10 protein-coding genes, 1 pseudogene and 1 other annotated feature are annotated in these 15,386 nt (G+C 31.0%); of the genes and pseudogenes, 8 read left to right on the top strand and 3 right to left on the bottom strand.

Annotated elements, in window-relative coordinates; genetic code table 11:
- Positions 1–83 precede the first annotated feature (83 nt).
- Positions 84–1,883, top strand: a pseudogene (locus ABWP20_RS00305) (thioredoxin domain-containing protein).
- Positions 1,884–1,936: 53 nt separating this feature from the next.
- On the opposite strand, the gene ABWP20_RS00300 reads toward ABWP20_RS00305, so the two are convergent.
- A complete protein-coding gene (locus tag ABWP20_RS00300) occupies positions 1,937–3,337 on the bottom strand; it encodes a sodium-dependent transporter (RefSeq protein ID WP_353092583.1) in 1,401 nt (466 codons plus the stop codon).
- 240 nt (positions 3,338–3,577) lie between these two features.
- On the opposite strand from ABWP20_RS00300, the gene ABWP20_RS00295 reads away from it, so the two are divergent.
- The 4 genes from ABWP20_RS00295 (at position 3,578) to ABWP20_RS00280 (ending at position 6,606) form a co-directional block, all read left to right on the top strand.
- A complete protein-coding gene (locus ABWP20_RS00295) occupies positions 3,578–4,159 on the top strand; it encodes an HD domain-containing protein (RefSeq protein WP_353092581.1) in 582 nt (193 codons plus the stop codon).
- A gap of 54 nt (positions 4,160–4,213) precedes the next feature.
- Entirely contained in the window at positions 4,214–4,717 is a 504-nt protein-coding gene (locus ABWP20_RS00290) for a gamma carbonic anhydrase family protein (protein ID WP_353092579.1), read from the top strand.
- A gap of 111 nt (positions 4,718–4,828) precedes the next feature.
- Positions 4,829–6,130 (top strand): Na+/H+ antiporter family protein, encoded by a 1,302-nt coding sequence (locus tag ABWP20_RS00285; protein WP_353092577.1) that lies wholly within the window; start codon positions 4,829–4,831, stop codon positions 6,128–6,130.
- Between the two features lie 119 nt (positions 6,131–6,249).
- Entirely contained in the window at positions 6,250–6,606 is a 357-nt protein-coding gene (locus ABWP20_RS00280) for a hypothetical protein (protein WP_353092575.1), read from the top strand.
- A 125-nt stretch (positions 6,607–6,731) separates the two neighbouring features.
- Here ABWP20_RS00280 and ABWP20_RS00275 read toward each other — a convergent pair whose 3' ends face one another.
- Positions 6,732–7,730 (bottom strand): ABC transporter substrate-binding protein, encoded by a 999-nt coding sequence (locus tag ABWP20_RS00275; protein ID WP_353092573.1) that lies wholly within the window; start codon positions 7,728–7,730, stop codon positions 6,732–6,734.
- 104 nt (positions 7,731–7,834) lie between these two features.
- Between ABWP20_RS00275 and pgsA the strand changes: the two genes are divergently transcribed.
- Entirely contained in the window at positions 7,835–8,380 is a 546-nt protein-coding gene (gene pgsA / locus ABWP20_RS00270; RefSeq protein ID WP_353092571.1) for a CDP-diacylglycerol--glycerol-3-phosphate 3-phosphatidyltransferase, read from the top strand.
- Between the two features lie 418 nt (positions 8,381–8,798).
- Here the strand turns inward: pgsA and ABWP20_RS00265 are convergent, their stop codons facing one another.
- Entirely contained in the window at positions 8,799–10,502 is a 1,704-nt protein-coding gene (locus tag ABWP20_RS00265; RefSeq protein ID WP_353092569.1) for an IS1634 family transposase, read from the bottom strand.
- A gap of 234 nt (positions 10,503–10,736) precedes the next feature.
- Positions 10,737–10,952: a binding site (T-box leader), on the top strand.
- 461 nt (positions 10,953–11,413) lie between these two features.
- Here ABWP20_RS00265 and ABWP20_RS00260 point away from each other — a divergent pair.
- Complete coding sequence (locus tag ABWP20_RS00260; RefSeq protein WP_353092567.1) at positions 11,414–14,065, top strand: valine--tRNA ligase; 2,652 nt, start codon at positions 11,414–11,416, stop codon at positions 14,063–14,065.
- 13 nt (positions 14,066–14,078) lie between these two features.
- Positions 14,079–15,371, top strand: coding sequence for a bifunctional folylpolyglutamate synthase/dihydrofolate synthase (locus ABWP20_RS00255; RefSeq protein WP_353092565.1), 1,293 nt, complete (start codon positions 14,079–14,081; stop codon positions 15,369–15,371).
- Positions 15,372–15,386 lie beyond the last annotated feature (15 nt).

Raw genomic sequence — 15,386 nt, 5'->3', positions numbered from 1 at the left:
CATGATCTTTTTATTTTACCTAATACCATCTAGCTATTTTGGGTATAATATTAAAAATATACTTAATAAAGGAGCGTGATAACATGCCTAACTCAAATAGAGTACCCAATAGATTGATTCATGAAAAATCTCCATACTTACTACAACATGCGTATAATCCAGTAAATTGGTATCCATGGGGAGAAGAAGCTTTAAACAAAGCTAAAGAGGAGAACAAACCTGTTTTTTTATCTATTGGGTACTCCTGAAATTGGTTATAGATAGCTACATGCCATTGGTGCCATGTAATGAACCGTGAATCATTCCAAGACGAAGAAGTCGCTAAAGTACTAAATGAATACTTTGTACCTATTAAAGTAGACAGGGAAGAAAGACCAGATATTGATAAAGTATATATGACATTTTCTGAAGCTATGACAGGAGCTGGAGGATGGCCGCTTAATACTTTGGCAACCCCAGAAGGTAAACCTTTTTTTGTTGGGACTTATTTCCCTAAGAGGACTACAAATAGGATGACGGGAATAATTGATTTACTAGAAAGAATAAATAAATTATGGAATAGTGATAAAGATAAAGTTTTAGAGGAATCCCAATATATATTGGAAGAAGTTAAAAAAAGATATTTAGTTAACGAAAATGGAAATATTAAAGATACAGTAGCTGATGATGCAAAAGATGGATTGGTAAGTATATTTGATAAAAAGAATGGTGGTTTTGGACTATATCCAAAGTTTCCTATGCCACAATATCTTTGGTTTCTTTTAGAATATAGAAGTAAAAATGGAGATAAAAAAGCATTAGAAATAGGAGAAATTACTTTAGAAAAGATGTATAAAGGAGGTATATTTGACCATATAGGCTATGGATTTTATAGATATTCTGTAGATGAGAAATGGTTAATACCTCATTTTGAAAAAATGTTATATGACAATGCACTATTAGGAATTGTCTATACAAGAGCATATGAAATAACTGGAAAGGTATTCTATAAAGAGGTAGCTGAAAAGATATATAAATTTGTGGTAAGGGATATGATGCATAATGATGGAGGATTTTTCTCAGCATTAGATGCAGAATCAGAAGGTGAAGAAGGAAAGTTTTATATATTGAGTTATGATGAGGTAATAAATGTTCTAGGTAAAGATTTAGGAGAATTATATTCTAGATATTATGATATTACAGAAGATGGAAATTTTGAAGGTTACAATAATCCTAATTTAATTTTACATGATTTAAAAGAGATATCAGAATCAGATAAATTAAAACTTGATAAAGACAATGAAATCTTATTTGAATATAGAGAGAAAAGAGTTAAACCTCATAGGGATGAAAAAATATTAACTTCATGGAATGGTTTAATGATAGGTAGTTTAGCATATGCTTCTAGAGTATTTAATAATGAATATTACAGTGAAATAGCAAAAGAATCAGCAGATTTTATTATAGCAAATTGTATAGACAAAGAAGGATATTTATTATCTACTTATATAGATGGAAAATCTTATAACATTGGTTTCTTAGAAGACTATGCCTTCTTTATATATGGACTTCTACAATTATTTGAATCTACAAAGGAGGAAGTATATTTAAATATTGGCATGAAGTTAACTGAAAATATGTTAAATCTATTTTGGGATGATAAAGAAGGAGGGCTATATTTCTATAGTAATGTATCAGAACAGCTAATTTTAAGACCAAAGGATTTTTATGATGGAGCTATACCATCCGGAAACTCTTTTGCTTTAATGAGTTTGTTAAAATTATACAATTTAACTAAAGAAGAAAAATATAAAAAGATTGCAGATGGTATACTCTATGCCTTTGGAGACGATATAAACAATAATCCACTCGCACATCTATATTCAGTAATTACAATAGGATAAAGATAAAAATAAAAGGAGATAAGAAGCTTACAAACGATTCTTATCTCCAAATTTTATATAATTCCTAATGAGTTTAAAAATACAATTAATAGAAGTATTGGCGTAATATATTTTAAGACAAAGTAATAAATAGTAATAGTTTTTGAGTTGTTTAGTTTATGATTATTTGATAATTCATCTAATATACTATTTTTATCAGCAAAATAACCAACAAAAATTGCTATTAGAAGTCCTCCAACGGGTAGAATAATATTAGACGATATATAGTCGAACAAACTAAAAAGATTCTTTCCAAAGATCGTTACATGTCCCCAAATACTAGTGGGATGTACAGTTAGGGCACCTACTATAAACGTAGATAATGATACAATAATAACTGAATATTTTCTTTTAATATTCCATTTTTCTGTAATAAAGGCAATAGGAACTTCTGCCATTGATAAAGAAGCAGTAGTAGCTGCAATGGCTGCAAGAATAAAAAAAGCAACAATTAATAGATTGCCAAATGGAATATGTGAAAATACTAAAGGTATAGTATTAAATAAAAGGCTAGGTCCTGAATTTGGCTTTATACCAAAAGTGAATACTACTGGAAATATGGCAACTCCAGCTAATAGAGAGACAAATGTATCTGATAATGCAACTTTAGCAGATGTATGAATTAAATTATTATCTTCCGTAAAGTAACTTCCATAAGTGATCATGGTTCCCATTCCAAGAGAGAGCTTAAAGAATGCCAGACCTAGTGCAGAAAGAATAACAGATGGATTTATTTTTGAAAACTCTATTTTAAATAGAAAGTTAAAACCTGCTTTAACTCCTGGTAATGTTAGGGCTCTTATACAAGAGATTACTAAGAGAATAAATAATACAGGCATAAGAGTTTTTGTTATTCTCTCAATTCCATTTTTAACTCTACCAATTAATATTAATGCAACAACTAAAATGGAAATTCCTTGCCATATGATAGGAGAATATAGACTTTCAGTAGTAGTTAAAAATTGACTCTCTACTATGCTCGTTGCTTGCTCAAAAGATAAATTAGAAAGATTTGAAAAAGCACCATTTATAGCTTTAAATACATAAGAATATACCCATCCAGCAACAGCACTATAATAGAACATAATCAAAAACGCAGCAGCTACTCCAGAATAACCAATAATTTTCCATTTTGAGTTTGCTTTAAGTTTAGTAAAGGCAGAGACTGCATTACTTCTAGATTTTCGTCCTATATAAAATTCAGATACCATTACTGGCATACCAACTAATAATATGGATAAAAAATAAATTAATACAAAGGCCCCGCCACCATTTTCGCCTACAAGGTAAGGAAATTTCCAGATATTACCTAAGCCTACTGCTGAGCCAAGTGTTGCAAAAAATACTGCTAATCCAGATGAAAATGTTTCACGTCTTTTATTTGCATGGACTGATTCGTTATTTAGCTTTTTCATCTTTAGTTCCTCCTGTATGAGTTTGCCGATAGTATATTTGATATAAAAAATATTGTAATATTAATCTTAACTTACGTCAATAATTAAATTTTACCTAATTTCCTAGATAAAACATCATTTAGATAAAGCTGTGATAAAATTTAAAGAATTCAGATATTAGAATTAATAATACTTGACACCATAAGTACACTAGCCTATTATATATAATAAAGTGATAAAGGAAAGAAAGAAGGGGATCAAATGACAAGTAAAAAACCTACTAGAGAGGAAGCGTTATTATTATTTAAGAAATACAATAAATCTGATAGTCTACTGCGTCATGGATTAGCTGTTGAAGCTACAATGAAACATTTTGCAGAATTTTTTGATGAGCCAGATGTGGAAAAATGGACAATAGTAGGGCTTATTCATGATTTGGATTATGAAATGTATCCAGATGAGCATTGTATAAAGGTACAAGAAATTCTTAAGGAAGAGGGATATCCTGAAGATTATATAAAAGCAATCGCGAGCCATGGTTATGAAATATGTTCAGATATAGAACCTACAGAAAAGATGGAAAAAGTACTATATGCTATTGATGAGTTAACTGGACTTATTACTGCAGTGGCACTTCTTCGTCCTAGTAAATCTGTATTAGATTTAGAACCAAAATCTGTAAAGAAAAAATGGAAAGATAAAGGATTTGCAGCAGGTGTAGATAGATCTATTATACAAAAAGGAATAGATATGCTTGGCATGGAGAGAGACGAAGTAATTATGGAAACTATTCTTGCAATGAGAAAAGTGGCAGAAGAAATAGGCTTAAAAGGAGAATTATAATAAATTTTTGGTAATAAATAATGTGTATGAGTGTACAATAAGGAGAGACAGCATATGATAAAAGATTTAAAGGATAAAAAAACTAAGATCAATGCTAAAGCATTTATTGCCGAAACAGCAAATGTTTTGGGAGATGTAACCATAGGTGAAGGCAGTAGTCTTTGGTATGGTGCAGTGGCTCGTGGAGATATGAGCTATATAACTATTGGAAAATATACTAATATACAGGATAATGCAACAGTACATGTTGATACAGATTTACCATGTAAGATAGGGGATTATACTACTGTAGGACATAATGCAGTAGTTCATGGATGTGAAGTAGGTAATAATTGTTTAATAGGAATGGGTTCAGTAATTTTAAATGGTGCAGTTATTGGAGATAATTGTATAATTGCAGCTGGAGCATTAATTACACAAAATGCAGTCATACCTCCAAATTCTTTGGTGATGGGTTCTCCTGGAAAGGTAAAGCGAGAAGTAAACGAGGAGGAAATAGAAACAGTAAGACATAATGCCATTAGATATGAAAAATTATGGAGAAACGAACATATATAAATGAGTACTAGGTTTCCAGTGCATTTTTAGTTCTACAATTTATCAAGATTGAATAACATATACCAGATTAATTTGTTCCTAAGTATTTTAATAAAATAAGGAGGGAATATTATGTTAACGAATCCAGTTTTGTTATCAGTATTAGTTATGACGGTATTATGTTTATTGAAGATGAATGTATTAATTGCACTTATTTTGTCTGCTTTAACAGGGGGACTATTAGCAGGAATGTCATTTAAGGAAACCATAGGAATTCTCATTGGTGGCATGGGCGGTAATGCAGAAACAGCACTATCTTATATATTACTTGGAGCATTGGCAATAGCAATTGGAAAAACAGGAGTTGCTGATATATTAGCTAGGAAAATTGGTAGAGGGGTTAGAAATAAAAAATCAATATTTGTATTTTTAATAGCTATAATAGCTTGCTTTTCTCAGAATCTGATTCCAGTTCATATAGCTTTTATTCCAATATTAATACCACCATTAATTCCAGTTATGAATAAATTAAAAATTGATAGAAGGTCAGTGGCAGCAGCATTGACATTTGGACTTAAAGCACCATATGTAATGATTCCAGCAGGGTTTGGGCTTATTTTTCATAATATAATTAGGGATGCATTAATAGATAATGGAATGCCAGTGGAGACTAGTATGATTTGGAGGTCAATGCTATATCCTGGCATAGGAATGATAATAGGTCTAATTATAGCAGTATTAATAAGTTATAGAAAGCCAAGAGAGTATGAAGACATTGAACTAGTTAAATCTGATATGGATAATCAGAATGAAAGAATAACGAAAAAGCATGTAGTAGCTTTATTAGGGGCAATAGCAGCCTTTGCTATTCAAATTATAACGAAATCACTTCCATTGGGAGCAATAGCAGGTTTAATAGTAATGTTGGTATTTGGTGCTTTTAAATGGGAAGAGCTTGATGATATGTTAAGTGGTGGAATTGGATTAATGGGATTTATTGCCTTTGTAATGCTAGTAGCTTCTGGATATGGTGCAGTTATTAGAGCAACAGGTGGTGTAGAAACTTTAGTAGAGGCGGCAGCAGGTATGATGGGAGGAAGTAAAATTATAGCAGGATTTCTAATGTTGTTAATTGGGTTGATTATTACTATGGGAATAGGTACTTCCTTTGGTACAGTTCCAATAATAGCTGCAATATTTGTTCCATTGTGTATAAAGTTAGGTTTTAGCCCTGCTGCTACAATTTGTTTAGTAGGTACCGCAGGTGCTTTAGGAGATGCTGGATCTCCAGCATCAGATAGTACACTAGGACCTACGGCAGGACTTAATATAGATGGTCAGCATGACCATATATGGGATACTTGTGTCCCTACGTTTATTCATTATAATATTCCATTATTGATATTTGGAACTATAGCAGCATTGCTACTTTAGAAGGATTATAATAAATATATAATATGAAGAATTGTTAAAAGTCTGCAACATAAGTTGCAGACTTATTTTCTAATATGGTATAATATGGCGGAATGAAATCATAACTAGGAAGTGGAGTCATGGGAAAACCTATTAGGATATTTTGCTTATTTTTTATATTGAGTATAGTTACGCAGACTTTCTTAGCTATACATACGGAGTTTAACCTAGTATATATTATAGTAGCAATGGGAATATCTTTGTTATTAGCCATAGGATTAATATTTATGTGGGATTATATATGTAAGAAAATGCAGAATTCTAACAGCAGAGCATGGAAAATCTTCAAGAAGGTAATTAATAGAGTTAGCTTTTTATTAGGAGTTATTTTAATCCTAATGATTATTAAGGTTATATTACAAGAGACGAGTAATATGTCTTATTTCAATAAAATTATATTGTTAACTGTAATAGTAGTTGCTTGGGCTATGCGTTAATTAAAATGTTGATTGCTTTTAAAGTTTGAAAATTTATTATAATAAAAAAGCAGTATAGAGTTGTTATATTTCAACACTCTACACTGTTTCTTTATTAAATTATCGGAACACTTAACTATGTTATATTATTTCATAGCTTTCTTAGCAAATTCAGTAGTGACTATTTTAGTATAATCTGCTCTCTTATCTAATTCTCCTGCTAATTCCATTATACTCATCATATGATTTAATCCATCCTCTGTAATGATTAAATCTGGTTTCCAAGAATCCTGATCTCTATATCTTTCTACTAGAGTAATAAGTATTTCTTTATCTGTATCAGGAAATTGTGGCATTACAGCATCTGCTATTTCTTCACTACTATGTTCTTGAACCCATACCATAGCTTTATATAGTGCATTTGTAAATTTTTGAATTGTTTCTGGATTTTGTTCAATATATTCCTTGGTTGCAGAGTAGCATGTATATGGAATATATCCTCCTTCTTTACCTATGGAAGCTACTACATAGCCTTTGCCTTCTTTTTCTAATGTGGCTGCCACAGGTTCAAATAATGTTACATAATCACCTTCACCACCAACAAAAGCCCCTGCCATTACATCAAATTGTATGTCTGTTCTAACTATTACATCTTTATCTAGTTCTAAACCATTGTTTTTAAGTACATATTCTAAGGTCATTTCAGGCATGCCGCCTTTTCTACCACCGATTACAGTTTTACCTTTTAGTTTATCAAAGGTAAAGCTATCGTCTTTCTCCCTGCCTACTAGGAAAGAACCATCCCTTTGTGTTAATTGAGCAAAATTAATTACATAATCATCCCTTCCTTGATTATATACATATACCGATGCCTCAGGTCCCATAAATCCTATATCAGCTTCTTTACTTAACAAAGCAGCCATGCATTTATCGGCTCCTTTACCATTGATTAAATCAATTTTTAGTCCTTCTTCTTCAAAAAAACCTTGGGTTAAAGCTACATATTGTGGGGTATAGAACAATGAGTGGGTAACTTCAATTAATTTTATAGGTTCTAAATCAGTGTCTTTTTTGCATCCTGTTGATCCTAATATGATTATAGCTAAAATTAAAATGAAAGAAATTCTTTTAAAAAAACTTGACATCTTATCCCTCCTCGCATAATATGTGTATACGAAAGCATTATTTAATGTTATAATATTCTAAAACAAAATAAAAGTTCCAAATTAGTTTTTAAAGGTGGGAAAGTATGAATATACCAAATATGCTAACGATTTTAAGGATATTGCTTATTCCAGTGTATCTGTATTTTTTCTATTCTAATATTGAAAACAATATTTTATTTGCAGGATTAATATTTATTTTAGCTGGGATTTCAGATGTTCTAGATGGATATATTGCAAGAAAATACGATATGAGTACTAAACTTGGTATAGTATTAGATCCTATTGCAGATAAATTAATGACCTTTACTATTTTAATTAGTTTTACAACAAAGGGCATTATACCAATATGGATATTAATTGCTTTGGGAATAAAAGAAGTAATGATGATTTTAGGAGGCGTTGCATTATATTTATTTAAAGGAAAACAAGTTCTACCTTCAAATAAATATGGTAAAATAGCAACAATGTCTTTTTATACTGCAACATTGTCCATAGTATTTAAATTACCTAGGACTATTTCACAAACTTTGTTTTTTATAACAGTAGTTCTTAATATAATAGCTTTTATAAATTATTTTATAATTTATATAAAAATGAGAAACAATATAAATAACAGTATTAAAGAATAAATATTTCTCTAGATAAAATCTCAAAATATGCAGTAAAAAAGGGGATAGTTATAATATATAACATGTTAATAGGATTGAATTTAATGGATATTTTAGTAAAAATACTAACTAGAGAACAAAAAGAGAAAAAAGTTGAAAAATAAAAATCTTGACTGAACCTGATTAGGTATACGTGATAAATAGTATATTTGATTGGGTTCAGTTTTTTATATTTTAAATGAGCTAAATACGAATATATATATTAATAGAAGTCATTAGATAAGAAATACTTCTTCATTCTTGACCTATTATTCAGCATAACATATTATAACTTGACTTTTTCACTAAAAAGACAAAAAAATAGCCTGTAACTGTTGTATAACAAAGATTACAAGCTTTCTAAATCAATCATAAAGTTGTTGTGAAATAAATCATCTTTTCATTTTGCCAAAATATTTTTAATCTCACCTATGGTCATAAAATGCTTTGTAAAATCTACACCCACTAAATCTCCTAGATCCTGTACAATTGCACTATTACGGTCAAACATATAATAATTTTCTGCCAAGTATGTCCCAGAAATGTTATTCATTTCATTAACTAATTCTTTTGTAGAATATTTATGTTTAGTTTGTTTCTCTAATAGTCTTAGCAAAAGTAAAGATACAAAGCAAGTTAAAAAATGTGCTTCAATATGTTCCTTTAAAATCAAATATACGGGTCGAGTTTTTAATTCGCTTTTAGTAATTTTAAAGGTTTTCTCTATCTTCCACAGATTTCTGTAGGCATCTAGTATTTCATTGTTTGGCATTTTTAGCTCACTAGTTACAATTACATAATACCCATCATATTTTTCTTCTTCTGATATCTTATCTCTATCTACAAAATGATAGTCTGATAGTTCATCATGTATTTCTCCAGTCTCTTTATCACAAGGAGTAGAGGCAATGTACTTTTGAGCACCCTTCGCTGGAAACTTCACATTCCCGCTTTTTTCAATCAATTTCTTTGCTTTTTCAACCGCCTTTTCTCTTTCGTGTTTAGATCTTTTATCATAATCAGGGCTGTAGAATGCTACTTGCTTTTGTTCTATTTCTACCTGTACGTTTTTAGCCTTAGCATTTTGTACCCATATTTTTGTGGTAACTATTCTGGATTTAACTTTAAATCCATCAGAAGATACTTCATATCCTTCATCTACTAAAACATAATCCTTTAATTCTCTACCTGCTCCACGAACAGATAGGGAATAAATATATCCATTTTTATGAATAATATTGTAGGCGATATTCTCACCTGTATTCATTCCTTTATCAGCTACTACAATAACACGACCAAAGTTATAGTCCTCCTTTAATTCATCCAGAACAGGCATTAACGTAGTAGAATCATTAGTATTACCTTCAAATAATTTGTAGGTAATAGGAAGACTTGAATTATCCATTAATAGTCCCATCTGGACAATAGGAGTAGTTCTATGTTCTTTAGAAACTCCTTTTTTTCTAAAGTCATCTGGCTCTTTAATCTCGAAATAATAATTAGTTACATCATAATAGACATTGCTGGTATCCCTGCCATAATTCAAACGGACCATCTCATGAATATGAAGAAGTAAATCATCCTTGTAAGTATTAAAATAATCCAAGGCTCTGTAAATGTGATTAATATGAAAATTAAAATCTAAGAAATAATTATCCATATTTTCAAATGATGCTTTTTTAGAACAAGGGAGTAAGACTTTTGAATACACTAACATTTGAAAAATATTATTGAGAGAATACTCAATATTTAAGTTTCTCTGCCTGTTAATAAAAAACTTATTAATCTCTAATTGATGATAAAAGTAACTTAAAACAGCGAATCCAAGGTTTTTTCTTAACACAGTAGAAGCATCAATGGTTTCATTAGCGATAAAATTGAAGGTTAATATTTTAGAAGCTTCTTTAGCCTCTTCTGTCATTTTTTTAGCGACGCCTTTGTAGTAGGTAACGGGATCATCGTGCTCTTTTTCTAACTCGTCTAAATATCCTATACTCATAACAGTTCTTTGTTTAACTTTACCTGTACCAGGTTCTCTGTATCCTTCGACAATTGTGAGGAATGTTCTACCAGTTCTTTTTTCAAATATTTGCTTAACATACATTTTTTACCGCCCTGTATTATTATACCATAACGGACTATAACGGATAACCATATAATGTATTAAATTTGACAAAAAATATGCCTTGTATCAATTAAGAGTACAAGGTTACGTAGCTTTTTTATTTAGAGGTTAGTGAAAAACTAGGGAAATATATTAAAAATTTATTTGGAGAATGAAAATAGTGATGTAGTTGACAAATAAAAATTATACATATATAATTAAATCAATAATTTTAGATTTGCTTTGATAAAGAGGAGTAGGTAAATAACACTATACAGAGAGAGGATTCTAGGCTGAGAGATCCTAAGCTAAGTATTTACTGAAGGTAGCTTTTGAGCGTTCAAGCTGAACTTAAGTAAGCTTGAAGGGTGTTAACCCTTATATTATTAAAGAGCCATAGATAGAACTATGGAACTAAGGTGGTACCGCGAATTACCCTTCGTCCTTATAATTATAAGGATGAAGGGATTTTTTTATGACCTAACTTAGCGAACGACAGTGAGCTCTAGTAGGTCAAACGCAATGAGCACCAAATCTATACGAGCATAGCGAGTAAATAGATTTGAGTTGCGAAACTGCGGGAAATGACCTAACTTAGCGAACGACAGTGAGCTCTAGTAGGTCAAACGCAATGAGCACCAAATCTATACGAGCATAGCGAGTAAATAGATTTGAGTTGCGAAACTGCGGGAAATGACCTAACTTAGGGAACGATAGTGAGCTTTAGTAGGTCAAACGCAACGAGAACCAAATCTATACGAGCGTAGCGAGTAAATAGATTTGAGTTTCGAGACTGCGTAAAATGACCTAACTTAGGGAACGATAGGTCCTAACGGACACTACTGTAAATGGATGTTGTAAGTTATTTAATTAAATTGTAAATTATAAATTGAATTAGGGAGGAGATAAAAATGTTAGAAAATTTGCCAAAGACGTATAATCCAAAAGACTTTGAAGATAGACTTTATAAATATTGGAATGATAATGGTCATTTTGTGGCTCATGTTGATAAAACTAAGAAACCATATACTATAATGATGCCACCGCCAAATGTAACAGGAAGCCTTCATATGGGTCATGCATTGAATAATACTATTCAGGATATTTTGACTAGATGGAAGAGAATGGAAGGATATTCAGCATTATGGTTACCAGGTACAGACCATGCTAGTATATCTACTGAAGCCAAGGTAGTAGATAAGATAAAAAAAGAAGGAAAATCTAAAGACGAATTAGGTCGTGAAGGATTTCTAGAGGAAGCTTGGGATTGGACTCATAAATATGGAAGTACAATTAAAAATCAACTTAAAAAGTTAGGAGTTTCTTGTGACTGGTCCAGAGATAGATTTACATTAGATGAAGGACTTAGTAAAGCAGTAGAAGAAGTATTTATTAAGCTATATGAAAAGGGATTAATATACAGGGGAGATAGAATAATCAACTGGTGTCCTAGCTGCAGAACTGCAATATCAGATGCAGAGGTAGAGCATGAGGATTCTCAAGGCCATATTTGGCATATTAGATATCCAATAAAAAACAGTGATGAATATATAGTTATAGCTACTACAAGACCTGAAACTATGCTTGGAGACTTAGCCATAGCAGTTCATCCTGAGGATTCAAGGTATACTAATTTAGTAGGTAAGATGGTTATTCTTCCTCTAATGAATAAGGAAATACCAATAATTGCTGATGAATATGTAGAGATGGAATTTGGTACAGGAGCAGTTAAGATTACTCCATCCCATGACCCTAATGACTTTGAAGTAGGAGAGAGACATAATTTAGGGCAATATATTATAATGAATGAAGACGGCACCATTAGTTCTAATGGTGGAGTATATGAAGGACTAGAAAGATATGAAGCTAGAAAGAAAATAGTAGATGATTTGGAATCGCAAGGATATTTAGTAGAAATTAAAGAACATCAAAATGCAGTAGGACATTGTGAAAGATGTAATACTATTGTAGAGCCTCTAATTTCAAAACAATGGTTTGTAAAGATGGAGCCATTGGCTAAACCAGCTTTAGAAGCATATAAAAATGGAGAATTAAACTTCATACCTGAAAGATTTGGTAAAATCTATACGAATTGGTTAGAAGGAATTAGGGATTGGTGCATTTCTAGACAATTATGGTGGGGACATAGACTTCCAGTATATTATTGTGATGATTGCGGAGAGATTATAGTATCTAGAAATGATCCTGAAAAATGCAGTAAATGTGGCAGTACAAACTTACATCAAGATACTGATACTTTAGATACTTGGTTCTCATCAGCATTATGGCCTTTTTCAACTTTAGGATGGCCAGATAAGACAGAGGATTTGGAATATTTCTTCCCTACAGATGTGTTGATTACAGGATATGATATTATATTCTTCTGGGTAGTTAGAATGGTATTTTCAAGTATTGAGCAAATGGGAGAAGTTCCATTTAAGGATGTCTTCCTAACAGGACTTGTTCGTGATTCCCAAGGAAGAAAGATGAGTAAGTCTCTAGGTAATGGTATAGACCCATTGGAAATAATAGATGAATATGGTGCAGATGCTTTAAGATTTACTTTAGTTACTGGAAATTCTCCAGGAAATGATATGAGATTCTATACTGAAAGAGTAGAAGCAAATAGAAATTTTGCCAATAAGTTGTGGAATGCTACAAGATTTGTGCTTATGAATCTTGAGGAAGATATAGCTAAGGAAGAACTAAGTTTAGATAATCTTGAGGAAGAAGATAAATGGATTTTATCCAGATTAAACTCTGTAATAAAAGAAGCCACAGAAAACCTAGACAAATATGAAATAGGTATGGCTGCTCAAAAAATCTATGATTTTATTTGGGATGAATATTGTGACTGGTATATTGAAATGGTTAAATCAAGATTATATGGCGAAGATGAATCTAGTAAACAAATAGCTGAAAAAGTTCTACTATTTGTTCTAAAAGATATATTAAAATTACTTCATCCATTTATGCCATTTATCACTGAAGAAATTTGGCAGCATCTACCAGATAATGATAATCCATTGATTTTAAGTTCTTGGCCAACATATAAAGATGAACTTAATTTTAAAGAATCTGAAGAAGCTATTGAATTTATTAAATCAGGTATAAAGGGTATAAGAAATGCTAGAGCTGAAATGAACATTATACCTTCTAGAAAATCTAAACAAATATTTATAACTACAGATGAAAATATAAAAAATATTATAGACTATGGTCAAAGATATTTCTTAAATCTTGCATCTGCAGAAGAAATAGAGATAAGATCTAATAAGGATAATATAGGAGAAGATAATATTTCAGTAGTATTAGATAGATGTGAAGTATTCTTACCTTTAAAAGATTTAATTGATTTTGAGAAAGAAATTGAAAGATTAGAAAAAGAAAAGGAAAAACTTGAAGGTGAAATAAAGAGAGTAGTAGGAAAACTATCTAATGAGGGATTTGTGAAAAAAGCTCCTGAAAAAGTAGTAGCTGGAGAGAAAGAAAAACAAAAGAAATATGAAGAAATGCTTGAAAAAGTAATAGAAAGACTTCAAAGCATAAAATCTAATAGATAAGGCGGAGGTTAATATGAATTATCAAGAGGCTTTAGAATATATTAATGATAAAAATAAATATGGTTCAAGACTTGGACTTGATTCAATAGGTAAACTTTTGAGTCTCTTAGGAAATCCTCAAGAGGGATTAAAATATATTCATATAGGTGGAACGAACGGTAAAGGTTCCACCTCCTCTTATTTAGCTCATATGCTAGAGGCAGGAGGATATAAGGTAGGACTCTTTACTTCACCTTATATAGAAAGATTTAACGAACGGATACAAATAAATGGTCAAGATATTCCTGATGAAGCCCTTGGAAGGATAACTAGTCTAGTTAAGGAAAAGGCAGATATCATGGTAGAAGAAGGCCTTGAGCATCCTACTACTTTTGAAATAGTTACTGCCATAAGCTTTATATATTTTAAAGAGGAAAACACAGATTATGTAGTATTAGAAGTAGGATTAGGAGGAAGATATGATTCCACTAATATTATTTCTTCACCATTAGTTTCAGTTATTACAACTATAGATTATGATCATATAGATGTTTTAGGTGATACTTTAGATAAAATTGCATATCAAAAAGCAGGTATAATAAAGAAAAATGGCATAGTGATTTCTTATCCTCAAAAAGAAGAAGCATTGGAAGTAATAGAGGAAGTATCAAAAGAAATGAATGCAGAATTTCATCTTTGTCCCATGGAGAATATTAAAATAAGAGAAATATCCAATACTGGAGCTATATTTGATTATCATTATGAAAAGATAAATATGGAAAATATTAATATATCCATGTTAGGGGAGTATCAGATATATAATGCTACATTGGCTTTGACAACATTATTGATTTTAAAAGAAAAAGGTTTAGTAGATATTTCTGAGGAGCAAATAAGGGAGGGATTAATAAATACTAAATGGCCTGGCAGACTTGAAATTATGAGAAATAATCCAATATTTTTAATAGATGGAGCTCACAATGTACAAGGTGTTGCCCAATTGAAGAAAGCAATTAGCTTATTTAAATATAATCATCTTATATTAGGTCTGGGAATATTAAAGGATAAGGATTCTTCACATATGGTTGAATTATTAGCTCCTATGGCAGATAAAATCGTAGTTACTGAAGTTAATATGCCTAGGAAATTAGATGCAGAGGAGTTGGTAGATGAAATATCAAAATATAATAAAGATATTTTGATAGAAAAGGATATAAAAAAGGCCATAGAAAAGACTTTGGAATTAGCAGAAAAAGACGATATGATAGTATTTGGCGGCTCGCTTTATTTGATAGGAGAAGTAAGAAGTATAATAAAACTACTGTAGTTTAAAACTCAGTAG

It is taken from the genome of Tissierella praeacuta (genome assembly GCF_040396155.1).
Taxonomy (GTDB): domain Bacteria; phylum Bacillota; class Clostridia; order Tissierellales; family Tissierellaceae; genus Tissierella; species Tissierella praeacuta_A.
The sequence above is the reverse complement of the archived record's forward strand: the minus strand, read 5'-3'. Positions and strand labels throughout refer to the sequence as shown.

What these genes read in the sequence shown, in the direction of transcription:
- ABWP20_RS00285 (WP_353092577.1), top strand. Translation starts at nt 4,829, where the DNA reads ATGTTAACGAATCCAGTTTTGTTATCAGTATTAGTTATGACGGTATTA.
- ABWP20_RS00255 (WP_353092565.1), top strand. Translation starts at nt 14,079, where the DNA reads ATGAATTATCAAGAGGCTTTAGAATATATTAATGATAAAAATAAATAT.
- ABWP20_RS00280 (WP_353092575.1), top strand. Translation starts at nt 6,250, where the DNA reads ATGGGAAAACCTATTAGGATATTTTGCTTATTTTTTATATTGAGTATA.
- ABWP20_RS00275 (WP_353092573.1), bottom strand. Translation starts at nt 7,730, where the DNA reads ATGTCAAGTTTTTTTAAAAGAATTTCTTTCATTTTAATTTTAGCTATA.
- ABWP20_RS00265 (WP_353092569.1), bottom strand. Translation starts at nt 10,502, where the DNA reads ATGTATGTTAAGCAAATATTTGAAAAAAGAACTGGTAGAACATTCCTC.
- pgsA (WP_353092571.1), top strand. Translation starts at nt 7,835, where the DNA reads ATGAATATACCAAATATGCTAACGATTTTAAGGATATTGCTTATTCCA.
- ABWP20_RS00300 (WP_353092583.1), bottom strand. Translation starts at nt 3,337, where the DNA reads ATGAAAAAGCTAAATAACGAATCAGTCCATGCAAATAAAAGACGTGAA.
- ABWP20_RS00290 (WP_353092579.1), top strand. Translation starts at nt 4,214, where the DNA reads ATGATAAAAGATTTAAAGGATAAAAAAACTAAGATCAATGCTAAAGCA.
- ABWP20_RS00260 (WP_353092567.1), top strand. Translation starts at nt 11,414, where the DNA reads ATGTTAGAAAATTTGCCAAAGACGTATAATCCAAAAGACTTTGAAGAT.
- ABWP20_RS00295 (WP_353092581.1), top strand. Translation starts at nt 3,578, where the DNA reads ATGACAAGTAAAAAACCTACTAGAGAGGAAGCGTTATTATTATTTAAG.